Annotated in this window: 22 protein-coding genes and 1 tRNA gene; 17 read left to right on the forward strand and 6 right to left on the reverse strand. The window is 52.7% G+C overall.

Annotated features, from left to right (window positions below; genetic code table 11):
* Positions 1–2: 2 nt before the first annotated feature.
* Both priB and rpsF read right to left on the reverse strand, forming a co-directional pair.
* Complete coding sequence (gene priB, locus J2T37_RS01905) at positions 3–299, reverse strand: primosomal replication protein N (protein WP_253353509.1); 297 nt, start codon at positions 297–299, stop codon at positions 3–5.
* 3 nt (positions 300–302) lie between these two features.
* Positions 303–695 (reverse strand): 30S ribosomal protein S6, encoded by a 393-nt coding sequence (rpsF, locus tag J2T37_RS01910; protein WP_253353510.1) that lies wholly within the window; start codon positions 693–695, stop codon positions 303–305.
* A gap of 298 nt (positions 696–993) precedes the next feature.
* Here rpsF and pstS point away from each other — a divergent pair, with 298 nt between their 5' ends.
* The 6 genes from pstS to phoR all read left to right on the forward strand — a co-directional run bounded on the left by pstS (position 994) and on the right by phoR (position 7,144).
* Positions 994–2,109, forward strand: coding sequence for a phosphate ABC transporter substrate-binding protein PstS (gene pstS / locus J2T37_RS01915; protein ID WP_253353511.1), 1,116 nt, complete (start codon positions 994–996; stop codon positions 2,107–2,109).
* Between the two features lie 239 nt (positions 2,110–2,348).
* Positions 2,349–3,308, forward strand: coding sequence for a phosphate ABC transporter permease subunit PstC (gene pstC, locus J2T37_RS01920; protein ID WP_253353512.1), 960 nt, complete (start codon positions 2,349–2,351; stop codon positions 3,306–3,308).
* Positions 3,305–4,141 (forward strand): phosphate ABC transporter permease PstA, encoded by an 837-nt coding sequence (pstA, locus tag J2T37_RS01925; RefSeq protein WP_253353513.1) that lies wholly within the window; start codon positions 3,305–3,307, stop codon positions 4,139–4,141. Before pstC ends, pstA begins: the two co-directional genes overlap by 4 nt.
* Before the next feature lie 30 nt (positions 4,142–4,171).
* A complete protein-coding gene (gene pstB, locus J2T37_RS01930; RefSeq protein WP_253353514.1) occupies positions 4,172–4,927 on the forward strand; it encodes a phosphate ABC transporter ATP-binding protein PstB in 756 nt (251 codons plus the stop codon).
* Positions 4,928–5,067: 140 nt separating this feature from the next.
* Complete coding sequence (gene phoB, locus J2T37_RS01935; RefSeq protein WP_253353515.1) at positions 5,068–5,757, forward strand: phosphate regulon transcriptional regulator PhoB; 690 nt, start codon at positions 5,068–5,070, stop codon at positions 5,755–5,757.
* A gap of 97 nt (positions 5,758–5,854) precedes the next feature.
* Positions 5,855–7,144 carry a phosphate regulon sensor histidine kinase PhoR gene (phoR, locus tag J2T37_RS01940; RefSeq protein ID WP_253353516.1) on the forward strand — a complete coding sequence of 430 codons (1,290 nt, stop codon included), beginning with the start codon at positions 5,855–5,857 and terminating at the stop codon, positions 7,142–7,144.
* Positions 7,145–7,238: 94 nt separating this feature from the next.
* Here the strand turns inward: phoR and phoU are convergent, their stop codons facing one another.
* Complete coding sequence (gene phoU / locus J2T37_RS01945; RefSeq protein ID WP_253353517.1) at positions 7,239–7,934, reverse strand: phosphate signaling complex protein PhoU; 696 nt, start codon at positions 7,932–7,934, stop codon at positions 7,239–7,241.
* A gap of 179 nt (positions 7,935–8,113) precedes the next feature.
* Between phoU and J2T37_RS01950 the strand changes: the two genes are divergently transcribed.
* The 3 genes from J2T37_RS01950 to mltB all read left to right on the forward strand — a co-directional run bounded on the left by J2T37_RS01950 (position 8,114) and on the right by mltB (position 11,099).
* Positions 8,114–9,457, forward strand: coding sequence for a mechanosensitive ion channel family protein (locus J2T37_RS01950; RefSeq protein ID WP_253353518.1), 1,344 nt, complete (start codon positions 8,114–8,116; stop codon positions 9,455–9,457).
* Positions 9,454–9,921 (forward strand): dihydroneopterin triphosphate diphosphatase, encoded by a 468-nt coding sequence (gene nudB, locus J2T37_RS01955; RefSeq protein WP_253353519.1) that lies wholly within the window; start codon positions 9,454–9,456, stop codon positions 9,919–9,921. Before J2T37_RS01950 ends, nudB begins: the two co-directional genes overlap by 4 nt.
* 95 nt (positions 9,922–10,016) lie before the next feature.
* A complete protein-coding gene (gene mltB / locus J2T37_RS01960; protein ID WP_253353520.1) occupies positions 10,017–11,099 on the forward strand; it encodes a lytic murein transglycosylase B in 1,083 nt (360 codons plus the stop codon).
* Between the two features lie 207 nt (positions 11,100–11,306).
* On the opposite strand, the gene hemH is transcribed toward mltB, so the two are convergent.
* Complete coding sequence (gene hemH, locus J2T37_RS01965) at positions 11,307–12,317, reverse strand: ferrochelatase (protein WP_253353564.1); 1,011 nt, start codon at positions 12,315–12,317, stop codon at positions 11,307–11,309.
* A 370-nt stretch (positions 12,318–12,687) separates the two neighbouring features.
* Here hemH and J2T37_RS01970 point away from each other — a divergent pair, with 370 nt between their 5' ends.
* Positions 12,688–14,628: a site-specific DNA-methyltransferase gene (locus J2T37_RS01970; protein WP_253353521.1), complete on the forward strand. Its 1,941-nt coding sequence runs from the start codon at positions 12,688–12,690 to the stop codon at positions 14,626–14,628.
* A gap of 113 nt (positions 14,629–14,741) precedes the next feature.
* A complete protein-coding gene (locus J2T37_RS01975; RefSeq protein WP_253353522.1) occupies positions 14,742–17,360 on the forward strand; it encodes a DEAD/DEAH box helicase family protein in 2,619 nt (872 codons plus the stop codon).
* 60 nt (positions 17,361–17,420) lie between these two features.
* On the opposite strand, the gene J2T37_RS01980 is transcribed toward J2T37_RS01975, so the two are convergent.
* Together J2T37_RS01980 and tgt are read right to left on the reverse strand one after the other, a co-directional pair.
* Positions 17,421–18,521, reverse strand: a complete 1,101-nt coding sequence (locus J2T37_RS01980; RefSeq protein ID WP_253353523.1) for an SMP-30/gluconolactonase/LRE family protein — start codon at positions 18,519–18,521, stop codon at positions 17,421–17,423.
* A 227-nt stretch (positions 18,522–18,748) separates the two neighbouring features.
* Complete coding sequence (gene tgt / locus J2T37_RS01985; RefSeq protein WP_253353524.1) at positions 18,749–19,864, reverse strand: tRNA guanosine(34) transglycosylase Tgt; 1,116 nt, start codon at positions 19,862–19,864, stop codon at positions 18,749–18,751.
* A 125-nt stretch (positions 19,865–19,989) separates the two neighbouring features.
* Here tgt and J2T37_RS01990 point away from each other — a divergent pair.
* The 6 genes from J2T37_RS01990 to pheS all read left to right on the forward strand — a co-directional run bounded on the left by J2T37_RS01990 (position 19,990) and on the right by pheS (position 24,562).
* Positions 19,990–20,066 (forward strand) — tRNA-Val (locus J2T37_RS01990).
* A 98-nt stretch (positions 20,067–20,164) separates the two neighbouring features.
* On the forward strand, positions 20,165–22,078 hold the full coding sequence (thrS, locus tag J2T37_RS01995; protein ID WP_253353525.1) for a threonine--tRNA ligase: 1,914 nt from the start codon (positions 20,165–20,167) through the stop codon (positions 22,076–22,078).
* An 18-nt stretch (positions 22,079–22,096) separates the two neighbouring features.
* Positions 22,097–22,618, forward strand: coding sequence for a translation initiation factor IF-3 (gene infC, locus J2T37_RS02000; RefSeq protein ID WP_367398800.1), 522 nt, complete (start codon positions 22,097–22,099; stop codon positions 22,616–22,618).
* A gap of 146 nt (positions 22,619–22,764) precedes the next feature.
* Positions 22,765–22,962, forward strand: a complete 198-nt coding sequence (gene rpmI / locus J2T37_RS02005; protein WP_253353527.1) for a 50S ribosomal protein L35 — start codon at positions 22,765–22,767, stop codon at positions 22,960–22,962.
* A gap of 12 nt (positions 22,963–22,974) precedes the next feature.
* Complete coding sequence (rplT, locus tag J2T37_RS02010) at positions 22,975–23,331, forward strand: 50S ribosomal protein L20 (protein WP_066077088.1); 357 nt, start codon at positions 22,975–22,977, stop codon at positions 23,329–23,331.
* Between the two features lie 241 nt (positions 23,332–23,572).
* Complete coding sequence (gene pheS / locus J2T37_RS02015) at positions 23,573–24,562, forward strand: phenylalanine--tRNA ligase subunit alpha (RefSeq protein WP_253353528.1); 990 nt, start codon at positions 23,573–23,575, stop codon at positions 24,560–24,562.
* The last annotated feature ends 49 nt before the right edge of the window (positions 24,563–24,611 follow it).

Raw genomic sequence — 24,611 nt, forward strand, 5'->3', positions numbered from 1 at the left:
GTTTAACCTTTATATTCTTTAATGTTCTGTATGCGGAGTATCGGACGCGGGAAGCGTTGGCTGCGTTGCGCTAAAAAACCTTCTGCTTCGATGACGGCGTCTTGGCGATACTGCCATTCTTCAGCCTGTTTGCCTAATAACCGGGCGGGCATTTCGAATTTGACCAGGCATTGCTGGGCGTTTTCTTCCTGCCAGGATTCGTGTTGCAACAATAAATCCAAAACGGGAATGCCGGCCGGGGTGTACCGCAGGACGCCGCATTGGGCGATTCGCGCGGTCAGGCGGACAAGATTATTCAAATCTTATTCTGCTGCTTCAACTACTTCAACCACGGCAACTTCTACGACTTCGCCGCCGTTCAGCAGGTTTTTGGATTTTTCGCCGCCCATCATGGCAGACGGAGTGGCCACAGCGTGTTTGGTTTTGATGGTCAGGTGACGCAGAACGGCGTCGTTGAAGCGGAAAGCGGTTTCCAGCTCTTCAACCACTTCCGGAGTGGTTTCGATGTTCATCAAAACATAGTGTGCTTTGTGGATTTTGTTAATCGGGTAAGCCAGTTGGCGGCGACCCCAGTCTTCCAAGCGGTGGATTTTACCGTTGGCTTCGGTAATCATGGTTTTGTAACGCTCAACCATAGCGGGCACTTGCTCGCTTTGATCAGGATGAACGATAAACACGATCTCGTAATGACGCATGTTATCTCCTTATGGATTCATAAACAGCCTTCTGCCATGCGAAAAGCGGAAAGCAAGGTTGGAAAACGCGCAATTATAGCCGGATTCGAAAAGGGAAGCAAGGGTAGGGGCGGATTTTTAAGATTTTTGTCGGAGACAGCGTTTTGCGGGATTTTTTCAGACGGCCTAAAGGAAACAGGATAGGCCGTCTGAAAATTTTGTTACAACTGTAATGAATCTGTAACAAGGCGCGATTAAACTTTGCTATGTTAACCAAGCGTTATTTTTCTTAACAAATTTTCGACAAAGGAACAGAGTCATGAAGAAATCCGTTTTTGCCGTCAGCATTGCAACCGTGTTGGCGTTGGCCGCTTGTGGCGGCGAACAGAAAGCTCCCGAATCTTCTAATGCGGCAGCGTCTCCTGCGGCGGCGCAAGGCCAGCAGCAGCCGGTGGGCTTGGATGTGACCGGCGCGGGCGCGTCGTTTCCGCAGCCGGTGTATGTGCAGTGGGCAACCGCGTTCCAACAGGCCAGCGGCAACCGCATTAATTACCAGTCTATCGGCTCTTCCGGCGGGGTAAAACAGATTATCGCCAAAACCGTAGATTTCGGCGCGAGCGACTCGCCTTTGTCGGCTGAGCAGCTGGAAGCGGAAGGCTTGGTGCAGTTTCCGACCGTTATCGGCGGCGTGGTGCCGGTGGTGAACATCGAGGGCGTGGCAGCGGGGCAGTTGAAATTGAGCGGCGAAGCGCTGGCGGATATTTATTTGGGCAAAATCGCCAAGTGGAACGACCCGAAAATTCAGGAACTCAATCCTGATGTGAAACTGCCGGACGCGGCGATTACCACAGTATTCCGTTCCGACGGTTCGGGCACCAGCTTTGCCTTTACTTCTTACCTGAGCCAGGTTTCTCCGGCATGGAAAGACCAGGTGGGCGCGGCTAATACCGTGAAATGGCCGACTTCCTCCAGCGGCGTGGGCGGCAAGGGTAACGAGGGCGTGGCCAACTATGTGGCGCGCGTGCCGAACGCCATCGGTTATGTGGAATATGCTTACGCCAAGCAAAACAACATGAGCCATATCCAGCTGAAAAATGCGGCGGGCAATTTCGTGCAGCCGTCTCAGGAAACCTTTGCCGCTGCGTCTAAAGTGGACTGGTCTGCCGTTAAAGGTTTCAGCCTACTGCTGACCAACCAGCCTGACCCGAACGCATGGCCGCTGGCTTCAGCAACCTTTATTTTAATGCACAAGCAAAACGCTGACGCCGCCAAAGCGAAAACCGCGCTGGAATTTTTCGACTGGGCTTATACCAACGGCGATGAGGCGGCTGCCAAACTGGATTATGTGCCGCTGCCGGCCGAAGTGAAAGATTTGGTGCGCAAAGAATGGCAAAACATTCAGGATATAAACGGTAAGCCGGTTTTGGGTAGTTAAAACGCGGATAAAGGCCGTCTGAAAGAGTGTTGATGGGTTGAGTGTCCATGCAATGTGTCGGTTGGGATGAAATCCCAACTAAACTCGGGCCATGTTGGGTTTGCCACCCAACCTACGGCAAATGTGATTTCAACTTCGCTAAAACTCGCAATGCACGTTTTAGCTTCGCTGAAATTCGCGATGCTCATTTTCAGACGGCCTCGCCGTTCTCCCTTTATCTACGACAAAGGCTTTTCCTTATGCAATCTTCCACACTTTCCAAGCTCAAGCTGCAACAGCGGTTGGACATGCTGTTTGTCGGCTCGACGCGGCTGTTTGCCGTATTGGTGCTGGCCGGTTTGGGCGGCATTATGCTGTCGCTGCTGATTGGCGCCATGCCGAGTATTGAAAAATTCGGCTTGGGCTTTTTCACTTCGTCCGAATGGGACGCGGTGGCGGGCGAATACGGTGCGCTGGCGCCGGTGTACGGTACGGTCGTTACTTCGGCCATCGCGCTTTTGATTGCCGTGCCCGTCAGCTTCGGCATTGCCGTGTTTCTGACCGAGCTGTGCCCCGTGTGGCTGCGCAAACCTTTGGGAATTTGCGTGGAGCTGCTGGCGGGGATTCCGTCGATTATCTACGGTATGTGGGGCTTGTTTGTGTTTGCGCCGTTTTTCGCCGAATACGTTCAACCCTATCTGATTGAATATTTGGGCGCGGTTCCCATTGTCGGCTCGCTGTTTCAAGGCGCACCGATGGGGATTGGCGTGTTTACCGCTTCGCTGATTCTGGCGGTGATGATTATCCCGTTTATCGCTTCGGTAATGCGCGATGTGTTTGAAATCACGCCGCAGCCCTTGAAAGAAGCGGCCTACGGCTTGGGCGGCACGCAGTGGGAAGTTATCCGCAACGTGGTTTTGCCTTATACCAAAGCCGGTGTGGTCGGCGGCGTGATTTTGGGCTTGGGGCGTGCTCTGGGCGAAACGATGGCGGTGACTTTCGTTATCGGCAATGCGTTTAATATCAGCCCGAGCCTGTTTCATTCGGAGGTGTCGATTACTTCCGCGCTGGCCAACGAATTTGCCGAAGCGGTCGATCCGATACACCTCTCATCCCTACTGTATCTGGGCTTGATTCTGTTTTTCATCACCTTTGTGGTGCTGTGTCTGTCTAAAGTCATGCTGTTGCGTATGCAGCGCTCGGAAGGGAAAAAATCATGAACGGTATTTACCGCAAACGTCTCTACCGCAACCGTTTTTATCTCGGCTTGGCCTACTGCATGATGGCGTTCGGCCTGTTTTGGCTGGGTTGGATTTTCTATACCCTGTTCGCCAACGGTTTGGGCGGCATTTCCACCCATCTGTTTACGCTGGACACGCCGCCGCCGGGCATGGAAGGCGGTTTGCGCAACGCCATTTTCGGCAGCGTGATGATTACCCTGTTCGGCTTGCTGATCGGTACGCCGATAGGTTTGATGTGCGGCATTTATTTGGCTGAGTTCGGCCGCAACAGCAAGCTGGCGGCGGCTACGCGCTTTATGAATGATATTCTGCTTTCGGCGCCATCGATTGTGATTGGTTTGTTTATTTACGAGCTGGTGGTGGTCACGCAGGGTCACTTTTCCGGTTGGGCGGGTTCTTTGGCCTTGTCGCTGCTGGTGATTCCGGTGGTGGTGCGCACCACGGAAAACATGTTGCGCTTGGTGCCTGATAGCCTGCGCGAAGCGGCATTCGCGCTGGGTGCGCCCAAATGGAAGCTGGTATTGATGGTAACGCTCAAATCCGCTAAAGCGGGGGTGTTGACCGGTATCCTGCTGGCTTTCGCCCGTATTACCGGCGAAACCGCGCCGCTGTTGTTTACCGCCATGAACAACCAGTTTTTCAGCACCGATATGAACCAGCCGATTGCCAACCTGCCCAACGTGATTTACCAATTTGCCATGAGCCCGTATGAAGACTGGCACAGCCTGGCTTGGGCGGCTGCGCTGCTGATTGCGGTAGCGGTGTTGGTGACCAATATTCTGGCGCGTTATTTGGGCAAACAGGCCAAATAAACGCCATCTGAAAACAGACAGGAAAAAATGATGACTGCCAAACTTGCTGTAAATAATCTGAATTTCTACTACGGCGCGTTCCACGCCTTGAAAAATATCAATTTAGAAATTCCCGAAAAACAGGTTACCGCCTTTATCGGCCCTTCCGGTTGCGGCAAATCCACGCTGCTGCGCATGTTCAACCGCATGCATGACCTTTATCCCGGCAACCGCAGCGAAGGCGAAATCCTGCTCGACGGCAGCAATATTCTGGATAAAAGCGTGGATTTGAACCTCTTGCGCGCCAAAGTCGGCATGGTGTTCCAAAAGCCGACGCCGTTTCCGATGTCGGTGTATGACAACATCGCCTTCGGCGTGAAGCTGTATGAAAAACTCAGCCGCAGCGAAATGGACGACCGCGTGGAATGGGCGCTGCACAAAGCCGCGCTGTGGGGCGAAGTGAAAGACAAGCTCAAGCAAAGCGGCAACTCGCTCTCCGGCGGCCAGCAGCAGCGTTTGTGTATCGCCCGCGCCATCGCCACCAAGCCCGAAGTGTTGCTTTTGGACGAGCCGACTTCCGCGCTTGACCCGATTTCCACCGCCTACATCGAAGAGCTGGTCACCGAGTTGAAACACGATTACACCATCGCCATCGTCACCCACAATATGCAGCAGGCCGCCCGCGTGTCGGACATCACCGCCTATATGTATCTGGGCGAGATGGTGGAAGTAGGCGACACCAAAAACCTGTTCACCAAACCGGCGAAAAAAGAAACCGAGGATTACATCACCGGCAAGTTCGGTTAAACTGTCTGCATGGTCAAACGTAGGGTGGGTTTTAACCCACCGTGATTTGAATATCGCGGCAATGGTGGGTCAAAACCCACCCTACGAATCATGTTTTCAGACGGCCTGCCCAAAATAAACGACAAAAAAAGAGAGAAACCATGTCTGCCTATATCCTGATTGTCGAAGACGAACCGGCTATTGCCACCCTCATCCGTTTCAATCTCGAAGCGGCCGGCTACCGCACCGCCACCGCCTACGATGTGGCCGAAGCGGAAAACCTGCTCAAAAACGAGCTGCCCGATTTGCTGCTGCTCGATTACATGCTGCCCGACGTATCCGGTATCGAATACCTGAAAACCCTGCGCAGCAGCGTGCGCACGCAAAGCCTGCCCGTGATTATGCTGACCGCGCGCGGCGAGGAGGGCGATAAAGAATTGGGTTTGAACAGCGGCGCCGACGATTATGTCACCAAACCGTTTTCCCCACGCGAGCTGACCGCCCGCATTAATGCCCTGCTGCGCCGCGCCGCGCCGCAGAAAAGCCGGCAGATTTTGGAAAACCACGGCATCCGCTTGGACGCGGAAAACCGCAAAGCCACCTCTTCAGACGGCATTGAGTTGGCACTCAATCCCAGCGAGTTCAAAATCCTGCATTTCTTTATGGCGCACCCCAACCGCCTGTACAGCCGCGCCCAGCTGCTCGATTTGATTTGGGGCGATCATGTCTTTATCGAAGAGCGCACCGTCGATGTCCACATCCGCCGCCTGCGGCAGGGCTTGGGCAAGGCCAATTTGGAACATCTGGTGCAGACCGTGCGCGGCGGCGGGTATCGTTTCGGCACGGAGTAAACCGGCGGCAAGGCCGTCTGAAAAATAAGGCTGTTGTCAGGGTGCGCCGCCTGACTGTGGTGCGGCCTTGCCATCGTTTTTAATCGCTGCCAACAATATGAACAAACTCTCCTACCTTATCCCGCCGCTGCTCGGCATACTCTTCTGCGCCGCCGCCGGTTACGTTTTTTACGGCATTACCGGCGCGTTGGCCGCTGCCTTGGCGGTCACGCTGCTGATTGCACTGCTGCATTTTCGCCAACTGTATAAATTATTAAACTGGCTGAGTGATCCCGAACCCGAAACCGTCCCTTTTGCCGCCGGGATTTGGGACGAAGTATTTTCCACCCTATTGGCGCAAAGCCGCACCCGCCGCAAGCAGAAGCGCAAGCTGCGCAAGGCGTTGACGCGCTTTAACCGCGCCGCCGAATCGCTGCCCACCGGCGTGATGATACTTGACCGCGACAACCGTATCGAATGGCAAAACCGTCTTTCCGCTAATCATTTCAACCTCCAGCGCGAGCAGGATAAAGGCAGTATCGTGCTCAACTTGATTCGTCTGCCCGAATTTCACGCGTTTATGGCGCAAACGGAATATGACCAAATCCGGCTGGCTGTGCCGCAAAACCATCCGATTCCGCGCACGCTGCTGATTACGCGTTGTCCGTTTGAAAAAAACACCCGCATGATTATCAGTCAGGATGTCAGCACCATCGAGCAAATCCAAAGCAGCCAAACCCATTTCGTCGCCAACGTCTCGCACGAATTGCGCACGCCGCTGACCGTGATTAACGGCTTTCTCGAAACCCTGCAAGACATGCCCGATTTGCCGCTGGAGCAGCGGCAGCAGTTTATCGGTCTTATGCGGCAGGAGGGCAGCCGCATGCTGGATTTGCTCAACGATTTACTGACCTTGTCCAAACTGGAAGGCAGCCACCATCAGGCGCAGGACAAAACCGCCGTCAACCTCAGCCTACTGGCGCAACAATTGGCCGACGACACGCGCCGCCTTTCAGACGGCCGCCATGATGTCAGCACCGATATTGCGCCGGATATTGTGATTCAGGGGATTGAGCCGGTGTTATACAGCGCCCTGAGCAATCTGGCGTTTAACGCCGTGCGCTATACCCCCGAGGGCGGCACGGTGCACATCGCTCTAACCCGCGAGGGCGGACACCGCGCCCGTTTCAGCGTGACCGACAGCGGCCCCGGCATTGCCGCCGAACACATCCCGCATCTGACCGAACGCTTCTACCGCGCCGACGCCGGACGCAACCGCAGCAGCGGCGGCACGGGCTTGGGGCTGGCGATTGCCAAACACGCGCTGGCGGTACACGGCACGAAAATCGACGTTACAAGCGAAGTGGGCAAAGGAAGCGAGTTTGCGGTGGGGTTTGAAACGGAATAAGTTTGAGGTAGCGTAATCGAATGCATGTATGAAGAACGAGGCCGTCTGAAAATTTTCAGACGGCCTCGTTTGGCGATTTACCGTTTAGACAGCCTTAAATCTCTTTTTTCATTTCCTCATACGGCGTATGGCGCACATCAATACCGCGCACCAGATACACCACGTGTTCGGCGATGTTTTCCGCATGGTCGCCGATGCGTTCGGCGGCTTTGTTCATCAGCATGGTTTCCATGCCGATACCGATGTAGTGCGGGTCTTCCATCATAAAGGTCAGCAGCGTGCGCGATTGGTTTTGGTAGGCGATGTCGAGCGATTTGTCGGCTGCGCTGATTTGCAATACGGCGGCGGCGTCGAGGCGGGCGAATGCGTCCAGCGCGGTGCGCAGCATGGGGGCGGTCATTTCCAGCAGGCGGCAGGTGTCGTAGAGCTGCTTGTAGGTCGCGCGGTGTTTGACCATCAGGCCGTTGGCGTGCAGGGCGATTTTTTTGATTTCGTCTCCCATGCGCTCCAAATCCGTGATGATACGGGTAACCGCCAATACCAGCCGCAAATCGCTGGCGGTCGGCTGGCGGCGAACGAGGATGGTTTGGCAGTCGTCGTCGATTTTCATGGCCAAAGCGTTGATTTGGCTGTCTTGCTGCACCACCCGCGCCAACTCGTCTTGATTGTCTTTACCCAGCGCTTCCAGCGTTTGCGCCAGTTGCTGCTCGACCAGCCCGCCCATAGCCAATACGTCGGTGCGGACTTGTTCCAATTCTTGATGGAAATGTGAGGAAATGTGTTCTGCCATCGTGTTGCTCCTTGTCTGTACGCTGCAAAAATAAAAGCTACCTTAACAAATTTTCGTGACAGGATTTTGACAATTGTCACATTTCAGACGGCCTCTGTACGTATGACGACCGCGCCCATGACGGCGGTAGGTGTAGCCGATATAATAGGGCGGTTTGATAATGATAAAAGATTGCACACATGAATGAGATTTTGAGCGGATTGTTTGCGCGGCAGGCGTTTACGGCCAATTTTTTACAGCGCAGTTTCAGTGAAACATCCACTTGGATAGAGCTGGGCGGCGCGTTGGCGCTGATGGCGCTGACGTTTTGGCTGGCGCAATGGCTGGGGGCGCGGTATAAGGCGCGGCGGGTGCACTTTCCGCTGCTGCACCACATCGGCCGGCGGATTTTGTGGCCGGTGTTGATGTTGCTGGCGGGTGGCGCGGCTTTGTTTGCGGCTAATCAGTATTTCGGTTATTCCGCTGTATGGCTGCAACTGCTGGTCTTGGCGGCGCGGTGGATGATTCTGATCCGCGTGGCCGTGGCGATTGTGCACGCCGCGTTGCCGCAAAACCGCATTTCCGATTGGCTGGAGCGGGCGGTATCGTGGGCGCTGTGGATTGGGTTTGTGTTGTGGGTATCGGAATTGGACGAAACCATCACCGATTTCATGAAGGGTATCCAGTTCAACATAGGCTCGGCCAAGCTGAATTTGTTTAGCGTTTCCACGGGCTTGCTGTGGGTCGGTATTTTGATGATAGGCGCTTTGTGGTTGGCACGCTTTATCGGCGACCGCCTCAAGCGCAGCCGTTTGGATGCCAATTTGAGCATTATCCTGTCGAAAATCATTACCTCGGCATTGGTGGTGTTGGCAGTATTAATCGGTCTGCCGATGGTGGGGATTGATTTGACCGTGTTGTCGGTATTCGGCGGCGCGCTCGGCGTCGGCGTCGGTTTCGGCTTGCAGAAAGTGGCCAGCAACTACATTTCCGGTTTTATTATTCTGGGCGACCGCTCCATCCGCATGAACGACCGCCTGACGGTTAACAACTTTACCGGCAATGTGATTAAAATCACCTCGCGTTTCGTGGTTTTGCGCGGCTCCAACGGCACGGAAGCGCTGATTCCCAACGAAACCTTTATGACTTCTACCGTGGTCAACGAATCCTATACCGACCGCACTTTGCAACAATCCTTCCCCGTTCAAGTGGCGTATCAGACCGATTTGAACGAAGCCTTGGCGGTTTTGACCGCTGCCGCCGCCGCGCAAGCCCGTGTCGCTGCCAATCCCGCGCCGATGGCGACCGTAACCGATTTCGCTTCAGACGGCATCAACCTCAGCCTGAGCTATTGGGTGGGCGATCCGGAAAACGGTTTGGGCGGTTTGAAATCCGACATCATGCTGGAAATCTGGCGACAATTTAATGCGCACGGCATTGAGTTTCCTTATCCGCAGCGCGATGTGCGCATTGTCAACGCTGCTGCGGGCGCGGAAGAAAAAAGGCCGTCTGAAAATGCGGCCGATACGGTGGGGCACGCATGAGTAAACCTTTGAAATATCCGGTGTCCGCGCTGGTGGTGCTGCACGATTCAGACGGCCATATCCTTTTGATTGAGCGCACCGCGCCGCCGGATTTCTGGCAATCCGTGACCGGCAGCAAAGAGCCGGGCGAAAGCGTGGCCGACACCGCCCGCCGCGAAGTGTGGGAAGAAACCGGCATTGCGCTGGCCAACGGTCAACTGACCGACTGGCACGACAGCACTGTCTATGAAATCTACCACCATTGGCGCCACCGCTACCCGCCGGGCGTGTTTGAAAACCGCGAGCATATCTTTTCCGCCGAAATCCGCCGCGATACCCAAATTGTGTTATCGCCGTCGGAGCATGTGCGCTACGGCTGGTTCGGCTGGCGGGAAGCGGCGGAAAAAGTGTTTTCCCCGTCCAACAAACGCGCCATCATCGAGCTGGCGAAACGGCGCGGCTGGCTGCCGGATAAGGCCGTCTGAAAACGCCGCCGCGTTTTGCCTTTATCGGGCGGGTATGTTCTGCTAAACTCCCGTTTTCTTTCATTTTCCAAACCCACTCACTTTACGGATACCCCATGAAAAAGTCCCTCGCCTTACTCGCCGTTGCCGCTCTTTTGGCCGCGTGTAGCAGCAACAAAAAGCCTGTCAGCAGCACGACAACCGCCAAACTGGTGCAACCCGTCAGCCAAAGCACGAAACGCCCGACTTTCGACACCGCCGCCGAATCCGTTGCCAGCAGCGGTTTCAATGCCAACACCAACGTACAGCGCTGGATAGACTACGAAGCGGCCACGCGCCAGTTTAGCCGCAGCGAATTGCAAACCTTCTTCGACGGCGTGGTGTATAAAGCCAATATTATCAATATCATGTACCGCCCCAGTACCTCGCGCCCGTGGTACGAATTCCGCACCGGCAATTCCGGCGCAGCCAAATTCAACGGCGGCCGCCAGTTTTACGCCGCCAACCGCGCCGTGATTGACGACGTGGCGCGCAAATACGGCGTGCCAGCCGAGCTGATTGTGGCGATTATCGGCATTGAAACCAACTACGGCAAAAACACCGGCAGCTTCCGCGTGGCCGACGCTTTGGGCACGCTGGCCTTCGATTACCCGCGTCGCGCCGAGTTTTTCCAAAACGAGTTGAGCGAACTTTTGAAAATGGCGAAAGAAGAGCGCCAAGACGTGTTCAGCTTTAAAGGCAGCTACGCCGGCGCCATGGGCATGCCGCAGTTTATGCCTTCCAGCTACCGCAAATGGGCGGTGGATTACGACGGTGACGGCCACCGCGATATTTGGAACAACGTCGGCGATGTGGCCGCTTCCGTGGCCAATTACATGAAGCAGCACGGCTGGAAAACCGGCGGCAAGATGATTGTGCCGGTCAATCTAAACATCAATGCGCAGCTGCAAGCCATCATTGACGAGAAAACCGCGCTGACCCGCACCGTGGCCGATTTCAAAGCTTTGGGCGTTACGCCGCAGGAATATGTGGCCGACAATGGAAAAGCAGTGCTCTACCGCTTGGAAACCGCGCCCGGCGTGTATGAGTATTATCTGGGGCTGAATAATTTTTACAGCGTTTGGCAGTATAACAACAGCCGTATGTATGTGACCGCCGTGCGCGATATCGCCAATGCGGTGGGCAGCAGCAATTTATAATCGGGTGTAATAAAGAAACGCCGTCTGAAAAAATTTTCAGACGGCGTTTCTTTATGGTAATTTGTAGGGAGGGTGCAAACCCATCATGCTGCTTTAGCCCAGAAAATTTGAAATGCATACAAACATGCAAATACCTGTATGTAAAATAGCGTTTTTCAACGATTAATGGCCGTTTTAGACCCCTGTCTAGGCTTTTTCAGACGGCCTTTAATCCCACCCGCCCAAATTGCGTTTGACCAAATCCGCCAGCGCCGCGATCCAATCCGCGTTGTCGTTTAAACACGGAATATAGTGATACTGCACCCCGCCTGCCGCATGGAACTGCTCGCGGCCGGTGAGGGCGATTTCCTCCAGCGTTTCCAAACAGTCCGCCATAAAGCCGGGGCAGAATACATCCAATTTTTTCACGCCTTCTTTCGGCAGCGAATCAAACAGCGCCTGCGTGCTCGGGGTTACCCATTTGGCTTTACCGAATTGGCTTTGGAACGACACCACATAATCCGTTTCGCCCAAGCCCAGCGCCGCCGCCAACAGGCGGGCGGTGTGGCGGCATTCGTCGGGGTAGGGGTCGCCCTCGTCATGGCTTTTTTGCGGAATGCCGTGGAAACTCAACATCAGCTTGTCGCCGCGCCCGTTGGCCGCCCAATACGCCTCGATATGTCGCTTCATCGCCGCAATATAGCCCGCGTCGTCATAAAAACGCGATACCGTTCGCACGTCCATCTGATTGCGTTGGCGCAAAAGCTGCGCAAACACCTTATCCAAAGCCGCGCCCGTGCTGGAAGCCGCATACTGCGGATACAGCGGCACCACCAACACCCTGCCTGCGCCCTGCGCCTTAAGCTCTGCCAACACATCGGCCACATTCGGATGGCCGTAAGTCATGGCATGGCGCACAATCAGATGGGGAAACGCCGCCGCCAACGCCTGCGCCTGTTTTTGCGTATAAACCGCCAAAGGCGAGCCGTTTTCCGACCACACCTTAGCATAACCGTGCGCCGATTTTTTCGGGCGCAGCGTCAACACCAAACCGCGCAAAATCGGCTGCCACACCCATTTGGGCAGTTCCACCACGCGCTGATCGGATAAAAAATCCCGCAAATACGGCTTTACCGCCGCGGCCGTCGGCGCGTCGGGCGTACCGAGATTCAGCAGCAACACGGCGGTTTTATTTTGCTCGGCATAGGGAACAGGCGGTTCGGGCAGGAAATAAGGCATGGCGGGAAACTCTGATTGAAGGATACGGGCGGCTATTTTAGCAACGATAAGGCCGTCTGAATACTTTAGCTGCGCCGGGCAAGCATTTTCAGACGGCCTGACAAACGGGGTATTAGGCAAAATCAATGCCGTTGCAAAGTTGAGTAGGTTGGGATGAAATCCCAACAAAGCAGCGGTGTCATGTTGGGTTTTGCAACCCAACCTACGCAGAATCACAAGCCTTTCAGACGGCCTTGGACGGGGACGATTCAAAAAACGCGCAAAAACAGTTAGAATCAACGGCGGCGCCAATATGCGGACGGCGTGAAAACGCCCGGGCGGTATCCAAACGGCCGCATACGATTCAGCGATATTTTCAGGAGATACACCTATGGCTACCGAACCGAACCGAACCGAACCGAACCGAACCGAAATTATACACGAAAACCTCAATAATATAAATGAAAACAATCTGTTAAAATTCAAAAATCTTTTCCCTGAGGCGTTTTGCGAAGGCAAAATCGACAGGGAAAAGCTCAAACTCATTCTCGGCGCGGACAATCTGGCCGACGCCAACGAGCGCTATATGCTGGGCTGGGCGGGCAAGGCCGATGCCTACCGCACGCTGCAAAGCCCGACCTTCAACACTCTGATTCCCTGCCAAGCCGAAAGCGTGGATTTTGAGCACACGCAAAACGTGTTTATCGAGGCGGAAAATCTTGAAGCCCTGAAAATCCTGCAAAAATCCTATGCCGGCGCGGTAAAGATGATTTACATCGACCCGCCTTACAACACCGGTTCAGACAGCTTTATCTATCCCGACAAATTTTCCGAAACCCGCGAGGAATACGCCCGCCGCGTAGGGGATAAGGACGATGACGGCTATCTGAAACGCGACGGCGTGTTTCAAGGCGCGTTCCGCAAAAACAGCCGCGACAACGGCAACTACCACAGCAACTGGCTCTCCATGATGCTGCCGCGCCTGCATTTGGCGAAAACCCTGCTGCGCGAAGACGGCGTGATTTTTATCTCGATTGATGATAATGAACAGGCGCAGTTGAAATTATTGTGTGACGAGGTATTTGGGGCGGAGAATTTTGTTGGGCAATTTCCTTGGCGCAAACGCACCGCAAAATCTGACGTGCCGTTTGGCGTATCGTCTGATTACGAATTTATTTTGGCTTATGCAAAAACAGAAGATTTTATTGCCAGTATAGAAGGAAAAGAACGCAAATATTTTGAAACTGATGATTTTCCAAATCGACCTTGGCGAATACACGATTTGACAACTCAACGTAATGCAAGTGAACGTCCAAATAGTTTTTTCACATTAAAAAATCCGAAAACAGGCAAAGAATATCCAGCCAATCCGTTACGGACTTGGGCAGTTACCCAAGATACTTTTCAAGATTATTACGATGCAGGGAAAATCGTATTTCCTGATGATTATGACTTTCTCAACATCAGTAATCCTGTTATGCGTTATTTTAAAGATGACGACATAGCAAAAGCAGGAGAAAGTTTTGGCAGAATCGCGGTCAGCACAAAGTTGCCTGAAAGTGTCGGAATGTCTTTAAATGGCACGAAAGAAATTACCGAACTTTTTCAGGGAAAATTATTTGACTTTCCTAAACCGACTTCACTCATTCAATTTTTTCTCAATGTATTACATGATGAAAATGCACTCATTCTAGACTTCTTCTCCGGCAGCGGCACAACCGCCCATGCCGTGATGCAGCTTAACGCCGAAGACGGCGGCAAACGCCGTTATCTCTGCGTGCAACTGCCGGAAGAAACCGATGAAAAATCCGAAGCGTTTAAAGCGGGTTATCCCACCATCGCCGAAATCGCCAAAGAGCGTATCCGCCGCGCCGGTCGGCAGATTTCAGACGGCCTTGCCGCAGGGCAAAGCGTGGATACGGGGTTTAAGGTGTTCAAATTGGCCGAAAGCGGTTTCAAACAATGGCGCAACCCGTCGGCAGGCCGTCTGAATGCGGAAGAGCAGCTGGCTTTGTTTGCCGAATTCCGCGATGTGGTGCGCGACGGGGTTTCGACCGAACAGCTGGCCTACGAACTGATGTTGCGCTTGGGTTTCCAACTGACGGATTCCATCACGTTTTCAGACGGCATCGTGTGGCTGGACAACGCCGCCGCCACGCGCAAAACGGCTTTGCTGCTGGAGAAGGCCGATGAGGAAACGCTGGCGGCGGTTGCGGCGGGCAAGCCGGTCAAGGTGTTTGCTTTGGACAAGGTGTTTGCAGGCGACGACGCGCTGAAAACCAATGCGGCTTTGCAGTTTAAAGACGCAGGCGTGGCGTTTGAGACCTTGTAAGGCCGTCTGAAAAGATAAGCCATGCAGCCGGGTAGGTTGGGTTGTAAACCCAACATCAGGAAAGATGAAGGTAGGTTTGTCGGCTTAATACCGGCAAACGGTAGGGATAAAATATGCAGTTGAAATTTGAAAAGCTGGACTATCAGGCCGAGGCGGTGGCGGCGGTGGTGGATTTGTTTCAAGACGAGCCGCACCATGCGCAGCAGTTTGAGATGACGGCGGGCGGGGTCATGCCGGTGATGGCTAACCGGCGCACGCTGCCGAACGAAGCCATCGGAGAAAATCTGAAGCAGGTGCAGCGGCGCTTTGGTTTGCCGCTCTCAGAAATCGGCGAACACGGGCTGAATTTTTCCATCGAAATGGAAACGGGTACGGGCAAAACGTATGTGTATCTGCGCACGATTTTCGAGCTCAACCGGCAATACGGCTGGCAGAAATTTGTGATTGTGGTGCCGGGCGTGGCGATTCGCGAGGGTGTGTTGCAGAGCATACGCGCAACGCAGGCGCATTTTGAAAGCGAGTTTGACAAGCCGGTGGTGCATGCGCATGTGTATCAGAGCGACAAGCTGAATGTGTTGCGCGGCTTTGCGGCCAACAACGGCATTGAAATTCTGGTGATGAACATCGACGCGTTTAAAAAAGACGGCAATGTGATTAACCGCGTGAATGAAAGCGGCGAAGCGCCGGTGAAGCTGATTAGCGATACCTGCCCGATTGTGATTGTTGACGAGCCGCAAAATATGGAAACGGTGCTGGCGAAGCAGGCGATTGATTCGCTCAACCCGCTGTTTGTCTTACGCTATTCGGCGACGCATAAAAATCCCTACCATAAAATCTACCGCCTGAATCCGATTGACGCTTATCAGAAAAAGCTGGTGAAGCAGATTGAGGTGGTGCCGGTGTTGGCGCAAAACGATGTCAACGGCGCTTATGTGGTTTTGAAAGAGTTTATTGTGGGCAAAGGCCGTCTGAAAGCGAAGGTGGAAATTCATTTTCAGAGCGAGAAGGAAACCAAGAAGAAAACGGTAACGGTGCAGACCGGCGATGATTTGTTTGACAAATCCGGCGGCAATGAAAGCTACCGGCACGGTTTTATTATTGACGGTTTGGATGTGGAAAACGGCCAGATGGCTTTGTCGGGCGGGCAAATCGTTGCGCAAAACGAAGGCGATGATTTGCTGCGCGACGAGGTAATGAAGCGGCAAATCGAGCAGACGGTCAAAGAGCATTTGCGCAAGGAAAAGCGGCTGAATCCGCTGGGTGTGAAAGTGTTGTCGCTGTTTTTTATTGATAAGGTGGCCAATTACCGCAACGGCGGCAAGTTTGCGCAATGGTTTGAAGAAATTTACGCACGGGAAACGGGCGAAAGTGCGGCGGGTGTGCACGACGGCTATTTTTCGCAAGACAAGGGCAAGGATAAGGATACCAACGGCAGCAGCAAAGCGGATGAGGATACTTATGACCTGATTATGCGCAATAAGGAAAAGCTGTTGTCGTTTGACAGCAAAATCCGCTTTATTTTCTCGCATTCGGCGCTCAAAGAGGGCTGGGACAATCCGAATGTGTTTCAGATTTGCACTTTGAACGAAACGCGTTCGCTGATTAAAAAGCGGCAGGAAATCGGGCGCGGTCTGCGGTTGGCGGTCAACCAGCAGGGGCGGCGCATACATGACGAAAGCGTGAATATTCTGACGGTGGTGCCCAATGAGAGCTACCAGAGTTTTGCCGCCAATCTGCAAAAAGAATATGAAGACGAATGCGGCATTAAATTCGGCAACGGCGGCGTGAAAGACGGCAGCAAGCGCAAAACGCAAACTTTGCGCAAGGGCTTTATGCTCGAAGAGGCGTTTGTTGGAATTTGGCAGCGGCTGTGCCATCAAACGCACTATGCGGTGCGTTTTTCCCATGATGAGTTGGTTCAGACGGCCTGCGCGCTTATCCGCCAAATGCCGGAAATCCAAAAGCCGCAGATTGTGGTGCAAAAAGCCAAAATCAATCAGTCGCTGACTTACGGTATCGAAGCGGAGGAGGTCAACAGCCGCCGCTATGACAGCGATACGGTGTGGCAGATTCCCGATGTGTTGCATGAAATTGCCAAGAAAACGCAGCTGACGCGGCAGACGGTGTTTGAGATTTTGCAACGGTCTGGCAGAATCGGCGAGCTGGCGAATAATCCGCAACGCTTTGTGAATATGGTCGGCGAGAAAATCCGCCAGGCTTTGCAGGCGCTGATGGTGGACGGTATCGAATATTTCAGACGGCCTGACGATGATGACTACACGCAAAGTCTGGCCGACTGGGAGAAATTGGCGCAAAACGGCGCGGAGTTTTTCTTAAACGAATATACGTTTGCTGTTAACCAAGACAATGAAGCCAAAAAGCGCAAAACCATTTTTGCCGATTACATCGCGCTGGATTCGCAAACGGAAAAGCAGTTTGCCACGGATTGCGAAAATCATGAAGACGTGTGCCTGTATTTCAAACTGCCGCGCTGGTTTAAAATTCCGACGCCCATCGGTTTCCATAATCCGGACTGGGCAGTGGTGATGAAAAAACGCGAGCAGGTGTATTTTGTGGTGGAAACCAAAAACACCGGCAAGGGCATACAAGAAGGCGTGGATACCGGCCGTTTGCGTTTGGAGGAGCAGCAGAAAATCGCCTGCGCGCAAAAGCATTTTGCGGTGTTTGACGGCATTACCTACCGTGTCGTCGATAAATTGGCACAGTTGTGATTTGAGGGTTGATGGATAAAGGCCGTCTGAAAAATTTTCAGATGGCCTTATATTTTGCTGCTATTTTTTATGCGCAAAATCTGCGCCTCGGGTTTCTACATAAATGGCATACAGCGAGCGGCTGGAGGCCATAAAGAGGCGGTTGCCTTTGGCGCCGCCGAAGCAGAGGTTGGCGCAGCGTTCGGGCAGGTGGATATAGCCGATTTGCTTGCCTTGCGGGTTGATGATAATCACGCCGTCCATGTCTTTGGAGAGCGAGCCTTTGCTGTTGGTCTGGCTGCCGTAGCCCGCCCAAATGTTGCCGTCTTCATCCACGGCAATGCCGTCCAGCGTGCCGTTGGGGTTGCCGCTGAAAATTTTGGTTTGGTTGCGCAAGCTGCCGTCGACACCGACATCGTAGCGGAACAAATGCCTTTGTTTAGGCGTGTTTTTATAACGGCCGATGATGTAGAGATATTTTTCATCGGGTGAAAAGGCCAGACCGTTGGGCATGAGTAAGTTATCCAATACCCGTACCAAGTTGCCTGTATCGGGTTCAATCCGATACACGCCGTCAGGCTGTTCGGCTGTGGCTTTCTGCCCTTCGTAATGGCCGTTAAGGCCAAAAGGCGGATCGGTAAACCAAATCGAGCCGTCTGATCGGACGATGATGTCGTTGGGTGAATTGAGCGGTTTGCCGTTGTAGCGGTCGGCCAATACGGTAATCGAGCCGTCGTATTCGGTGCGGGTGACACGTCTGCCCAAATGTTCGCAAGTCAGAATCCGCCCTTGTTTGTCGCGGGCAATGCCGTTGGTGTAGTTGGAGGGTTCGCGGAATACGGCCATTTGCCGGGTAATGCAGTCATAGCGCATGATACGGTTGTTGGGAATATCCGAAACCAGCAAAAATTGCCCGTCGCCAAACCATGCCGGCCCTTCCGCCCAGCGCATGCCTGTGCCCAAGCGTTCTACGCTGGCGCTGTAAAGGCGGTATTTGGCAAAAGAGGGATCGAGCACTTCGACCGCCGGATCCGGATAGCGCGGATTGGCCGCTGTTTCACTTTGCTGTTGCGCGGCAGACAATCCCGATAGCGACAATAAAGCGCTGCCCGCCAAACCTTGCAGAATATGGCGGCGGGTGGCGTTGATTTGTGGAGTTTGGCTCAGAGGGGTTTTTTTCACGGTAATACTCCTATTTGTTTGTAATATTCAATTTAACTAAATGATATTTCAGAAAATTATTTATTGTTACGGAGTGGGTTGCAAGGTGATTTTTTGAGAAAAACAGCAGAAATTTTTGTGTATTTCCACAAATTGATTTTGTCTGTTTTCAAATTTCAAATGATATGAAAAAGGCCGTCTGAAAAATTTTTCAGACGGCCTTGTTATTTACGGCAAAGCAAGGGTAATCAATCTACCCCACGCGCACGGTTTTCATGAAACTGCGCCTGCCAGTCGGCGAATTTGCCCTGCTCAATCGCTTCGCGCATTTCGGCCATAATGACCTGATAAAAATGCAGATTGTGGATGGTGTTGAGCTGTGCGCCGAGAATCTCGCCGGCGCGGTGCAGGTGGTGCAGGTAGGCGCGGCTGAAATTTTGGCAGGCGTAGCAGGTGCAGGATTCGTTGAGGGGGCGTTTGTCGAGTTTGTGTTTGGCGTTTTTGATTTTCAAATCGCCGAAACGGGTAAACAGCCAGCCGTTTCGGGCGTTGCGCGTGGGCATGACGCAGTCGAACATATCCACGCCGTGCGCCACGCCGTAAACCAAATCTTCCGGTGTGCCGACGCCCATTAAATAATGCGGCTTGTGCTCGGGCAGAATCGGGCCGACAGCGCGGAGCATGCGGTACATTTCCGGCTTGGGTTCGCCGACGGAGAGGCCGCCGATGGCGAGTCCGGGGAAGTCGAATTGTTCCAAACCTTTGAGCGATTCTTCACGCAGGTCTTCATACATCGCACCTTGTACAATGCCGAAAAGGGCATTCGGGTTGCGCAAATCTTCAAAGGCTTTTTTGCTGCGCTCGGCCCAACGCAGACTCATTTGCAAGGATTGGCGCGCCTGCTCGCGGCTGGCTTCGCCGGGCGTGCATTCGTCGAGCTGCATGGCGATGTCGGAATTGAGTACGGTTTGGATTTTCATGGAGATTTCGGGCGAAAGAAACAGTTTGTCGCCGTTAATCGGGCTTTTGAAGGTGCAGCCTTCTTCGGTAAGCTTGCGCATTTCGGAAAGTGAAAATACTTGGAAACCGCCGGAGTCGGTCAGAATCGGTTTGTCCCAGCCGATAAAGTCGTGCAGGCCGCCGAATTGTTCGATGACTTCCAAGCCCGGGCGCAACCATAAATGGTAGGTGTTGCCCAAGATAATCTGCGCTTTGATGTCGTGCAGGTTGTCGGGGGTCATGGCTTTGACCGAGCCGTAAGTGCCGACGGGCATGAATACGGGGGTTTCGATGGTGCCGTGGTTGAGTTCGAGCGTGCCGCGCCGGGCGTGGCCGTCTTTCTTGTGTAAGGTGAATTTCAGCATGATGTGTTGCGGGATAGATTCAAAATAAGGCGGATTATAACGGATTTGAGGTAAGGCCGTCTGAAATATGCGGACGGATGCTTGCAATCGGGTGCGACAATGGCTAAAATAACGACTTCTTATTTAGGCACGTAGCTCAGTTGGTTAGAGCACCACCTTGACATGGTGGGGGTCGTTGGTTCGAATCCAATCGCGCCTACCAAAATACCCGAAACAACAAAATCGGTTCGCCGGTTTTGTTGTTTTATTGTATATAGCTGACAATTATATTTTTACATTACCGGTTTTGGAGCTTTACAGATGTTGAACATTACCCTGCCTGACGGTTCGGTCCGCCAATACGAATCCCCTGTTACCGTGGCGCAAATTGCCGCTTCGATTGGTACGGGTCTGGCGAAAGCAACGGTGGCGGGTAAGGTCAACGGCAAGCTGGTGGACGCAAGCGATCCGATTACCGCAGACGCCAGCGTGCAAATCATTACGCCCAAAGACAAAGAAGGCGTGGAAATCATCCGCCACTCCTGCGCCCACTTGGTCGGCCATGCTGTCAAACAGCTGTATCCGAATGCCAAAATGGTTATCGGCCCGGTGATTGAAGACGGTTTCTATTACGATATTGCTACTGAAAAACCGTTTACGCCGGAAGACGTCGCTGCCATCGAAGCGCGCATGAAAGAGCTGATTGCGCAGGATTACGATGTAATCAAGGTCATGACCCCGCGTGCTGAAACCATTAAAACCTTCCAAGACCGTGGCGAAGAATACAAGCTGCGCTTGATTGAAGACATGCCTGAAGTGGAAGAGATGGGCTTGTACCACCATCAGGAATATGTGGATATGTGCCGTGGCCCGCATGTACCGAACACCCGTTTTTTGAAAAACTTCAAGCTGACCAAATTGGCCGGCGCCTACTGGCGCGGCGATAGCAATAATGAAATGCTGCAACGCATTTACGGCACCGCTTGGGCAACTAAAGACGAGTTGAAAGCCTATATCCAGCGTATCGAAGAGGCAGAAAAACGCGACCACCGCAAATTGGGCAAACAGTTGGATTTGTTCCACCTGCAAGACGAAGCGCCGGGCATGGTATTCTGGCACCCGAAAGGTTGGGCGTTGTGGCAGGCTATTGAGCAGCATATGCGCAAAGAGCTGGATGCGGCCGGTTATAAAGAAATCAAAACCCCGATGATGATGGACAAATCCTTCTGGGAGCGTTCCGGTCACTGGGAAAACTACAAAGACAATATGTTCATCACCCAATCGGAAAAACGCGAATACGCGATTAAACCGATGAACTGCCCGGGTCATGTACAGGTATTCAACAACAGCCTACGTTCTTACCGCGATTTGCCGATGCGCTTGGCCGAATTCGGCTCATGCCACCGTAACGAGCCCTCCGGTGCGCTGCACGGTTTGATGCGTGTGCGTGGTTTCGTGCAAGATGACGCGCATATTTTCTGTACCGAAGAGCAAATCGTATCCGAAGCGCAAGCCTTTAATGAATTGCTGGTGCGCATTTACAAGCAGTTTGGTTTCCATGACGTATCGGTCAAACTGTCTTTGCGCCCCGAGCAACGTGCCGGTTCGGACGAAATTTGGGATAAAGCCGAACAAGGCCTGCGCGACGCTTTGACCGCTTGCGGTGTAGAATGGGAAGAGTTGCCGGGCGAGGGTGCGTTTTACGGCCCGAAAATCGAATACCACGTTAAAGACGCGTTGGGTCGCTCTTGGCAATGCGGTACGCTGCAATTAGACTTTGTCTTGCCGGAGCGTTTGGATGCGGAATATGTGACCGAAAACAACGACCGCGCCCGTCCGGTTATGCTGCACCGCGCCATTCTCGGCTCGCTGGAGCGCTTTATCGGCATTCTGATTGAAAACCATGCCGGTTCCTTCCCGTTGTGGTTGGCACCGGTGCAGATGGTGATTATGAACATCACCGAAAATCAGGCCGACTACTGCCGCGAAGTGGCTGCCCGTTTGCAGACTGAAGGCTTCCGTGTCGAACTGGATTTGCGTAACGAAAAAATCGGCTACAAAATCCGCGACAACAGCCAATACCGTTACCCTTACCAAATCGTGGTAGGCGATAAAGAGAAACAAGACAACAAAGTGGCCGTACGCCGCAAAGCAGAAGACTTGGGTTCGTTGAATCTGGACGATTTTATCGCCCAGCTGAAACAGGAAATCGCTTCCTCCCTGGTTACAGACTAAACTTTTAAAAGGAGTATCATCATCGCTCAAGAACGCGAAGCACGAATCAATGGCGAAATTACCGCTAAAGAAGTGCGCTTAATCAGTGGTTCAGGCGAACAGCTTGGTGTCGTATCCGTCCGCGAAGCTATGGCAATGGCCGAAGAGCAGGATGTGGACTTGGTAGAGATTTCTCCGACCGCCAAGCCGCCTGTGTGCAAACTCATGGACTTCGGCAAGTATAAATACGAGCAGGCGAAAAAACGCGACGAAGCCAAGAAAAACCAAAAGCAGGTGCAGATTAAGGAAATCAAATTCCGTCCGGGTACGGACGAAGGCGATTACCAAATCAAGATGCGCAACATCAACCGCTTTTTGGCGGATGGTGACAAGGTCAAAGTGACCCTGCGTTTCCGCGGTCGTGAAATGGCGCACCAGCAATTGGGTGCGCAACTGTTGGAGCGCGTGAAAGAAGAATTGGCTGAAGTGGCGCAAATCGAGTCTTTCCCGAAAATGGAAGGCCGCCAAATGGTCATGATGATTGCGCCGAAGAAAAAATAAGGCTATAATTATCGGCTTGTTCTGAGTGCCGTGCGGAGCAAGCCTGAATTCAGACGGCAAAAACCGTGGTGTTTGGGATATAAGTTTTTGAAATCAATGGTTTCAAAGCCCCTTATGCCTTATCTAAAAACGAATGGAGTTTTCCCATGCCTAAAATGAAAACCAAGTCCAGCGCGAAAAAACGCTTCAAAGTACTGGGTAACGGTGGTGTTAAACGCGGTCACGCGTTCAAAAGTCATATCCTGACCAAAAAAACCACAAAAACCAAACGCCAATTGCGCGGCACCTCTATGGTGAACAGCCGTGATTTGGCTTCCGTTGCTAAAATGTTGCCCTACGCTTAAGGAGTCTGAAATATGCCACGCGTAAAACGCGGTGTTACCGCCCGTGCTCGTCACCAAAAAATCTTCGCATTAGCCAAAGGCTACCGCGGCCGTCGTAAAAACGTATATCGCGTTGCCAAGCAAGCGGTTATGAAAGCCGGTCAATATGCTTACCGCGACCGCCGCCAACGCAAACGCCAATTCCGCCAACTGTGGATTGTGCGTATCAATGCAGGTGCACGTGAAAACGGCCTGTCTTACAGCAAATTCATGAACGGCCTGAAACGCGCGTCTATCGAAATCGACCGCAAAGTATTGGCTGACTTGGCTGTATTCGACAAAGCTGCCTTCGCGCAACTGGTTGAAAAAGCAAAAGCTGCTTTGGCTTAATTGCCATACCAATAAAAAAAGGAAACTTCGGTTTCCTTTTTTTATTTTAGATAAGGCTATGTAGTTGATTTTTTTCTTGAAAGCCCTATTTTTTTAAGCCTGTTTGCGTTAAAATAGAATTAAATCTACCCGATAACGGATTGGCGTTTGTAAAACCAAAAAATGCCGTCTGAATGTTCAGGCGGCCTTATTGTTTTTGCGTAACTGCTATTCCTTCACCGACTGCAAGCTGAAGATTATCATGGAAAATGTAAACCGTATCGTTGCCGAAGGCATCGCCGCATTGGAAGCGGCAGCCGATTTCAATGCTTTGGAACAAGTCAAAGCCAAATATCTGGGCAAAACCGGCGAATTGACCGGTTTGCTCAAAACCCTCGGCCAAATGTCGCCGGAAGAGCGTAAAACCATCGGTGCACACATCAATGAGTGCAAAAACCAATTTCAGACGGCCTATAATGCCAAGCGCGATGCACTTAACGAAGCCAAATTGCAAGCGCAGCTGGCGGCCGAAGCTTTGGATGTGACCCTGCCCGGACGCGGTCAGGAAAGTGGTGGTATGCACCCCGTTACCCTAACTTTGGCGCGTATCGTAGAATTATTCCGCAGTATCGGCTTTGAAGTGGCCGACGGCTCAGAAATCGAAGACGATTTCCATAATTTCCAAGCGCTGAATATCCCGAAAAACCACCCTGCGCGTGCTATGCAGGATACGTTTTACGTAGAAAACGGCGATGTGTTGCGTACCCACACTTCACCGATTCAAATCCGCTATATGCAGGATAAAAAAAATCCGCCCATCCGTATTATCGCGCCCGGCCGCGTGTATCGTGTCGATAGCGACGCCACCCACTCCCCGATGTTCCATCAGGCCGAAGGCTTATGGGTAGAAGAGGGCGTGACCTTTGCCGATTTGAAAGCAGTGTTTACCGACTTTATCCGCAATTTCTTTGAGCGCGACGATATGCAGGTACGTTTCCGTCCGTCATTCTTTCCGTTTACCGAGCCTTCCGCCGAAATCGACATCATGGCGGAAAATGGCAAATGGCTGGAGGTCGGCGGCTGCGGCATGGTGCACCCCAACGTTTTGAAAAACGTCAATATCGATCCGGAAAAATACACCGGCTTCGCCTTCGGTATCGGCCTCGACCGCTTCGCCATGCTGCGCTACAACGTAAACGACCTGCGCCTGTTTTTTGACAACGATTTGAATTTCTTGAAGCAGTTTAAATAATTCATCAGTTGATAGCAGATAAGTGATTCGTTCAGAATTGTTGATTGAT

Source organism: Neisseria perflava, assembly GCF_024170405.1.
Lineage (GTDB): Bacteria > Pseudomonadota > Gammaproteobacteria > Burkholderiales > Neisseriaceae > Neisseria > Neisseria perflava_B.

Coding starts and splice junctions, on each gene's coding strand:
- rpsF (WP_253353510.1), bottom strand. CDS start 695: ATGCGTCATTACGAGATCGTGTTTATCGTTCATCCTGATCAAAGCGAG.
- pstS (WP_253353511.1), top strand. CDS start 994: ATGAAGAAATCCGTTTTTGCCGTCAGCATTGCAACCGTGTTGGCGTTG.
- pstC (WP_253353512.1), top strand. CDS start 2,349: ATGCAATCTTCCACACTTTCCAAGCTCAAGCTGCAACAGCGGTTGGAC.
- pstA (WP_253353513.1), top strand. CDS start 3,305: ATGAACGGTATTTACCGCAAACGTCTCTACCGCAACCGTTTTTATCTC.
- pstB (WP_253353514.1), top strand. CDS start 4,172: ATGACTGCCAAACTTGCTGTAAATAATCTGAATTTCTACTACGGCGCG.
- phoB (WP_253353515.1), top strand. CDS start 5,068: ATGTCTGCCTATATCCTGATTGTCGAAGACGAACCGGCTATTGCCACC.
- phoR (WP_253353516.1), top strand. CDS start 5,855: ATGAACAAACTCTCCTACCTTATCCCGCCGCTGCTCGGCATACTCTTC.
- phoU (WP_253353517.1), bottom strand. CDS start 7,934: ATGGCAGAACACATTTCCTCACATTTCCATCAAGAATTGGAACAAGTC.
- J2T37_RS01950 (WP_253353518.1), top strand. CDS start 8,114: ATGAATGAGATTTTGAGCGGATTGTTTGCGCGGCAGGCGTTTACGGCC.
- nudB (WP_253353519.1), top strand. CDS start 9,454: ATGAGTAAACCTTTGAAATATCCGGTGTCCGCGCTGGTGGTGCTGCAC.
- mltB (WP_253353520.1), top strand. CDS start 10,017: ATGAAAAAGTCCCTCGCCTTACTCGCCGTTGCCGCTCTTTTGGCCGCG.
- hemH (WP_253353564.1), bottom strand. CDS start 12,317: ATGCCTTATTTCCTGCCCGAACCGCCTGTTCCCTATGCCGAGCAAAAT.
- J2T37_RS01970 (WP_253353521.1), top strand. CDS start 12,688: ATGGCTACCGAACCGAACCGAACCGAACCGAACCGAACCGAAATTATA.
- J2T37_RS01975 (WP_253353522.1), top strand. CDS start 14,742: ATGCAGTTGAAATTTGAAAAGCTGGACTATCAGGCCGAGGCGGTGGCG.
- tgt (WP_253353524.1), bottom strand. CDS start 19,864: ATGCTGAAATTCACCTTACACAAGAAAGACGGCCACGCCCGGCGCGGC.
- thrS (WP_253353525.1), top strand. CDS start 20,165: ATGTTGAACATTACCCTGCCTGACGGTTCGGTCCGCCAATACGAATCC.
- rpmI (WP_253353527.1), top strand. CDS start 22,765: ATGCCTAAAATGAAAACCAAGTCCAGCGCGAAAAAACGCTTCAAAGTA.
- rplT (WP_066077088.1), top strand. CDS start 22,975: ATGCCACGCGTAAAACGCGGTGTTACCGCCCGTGCTCGTCACCAAAAA.
- pheS (WP_253353528.1), top strand. CDS start 23,573: ATGGAAAATGTAAACCGTATCGTTGCCGAAGGCATCGCCGCATTGGAA.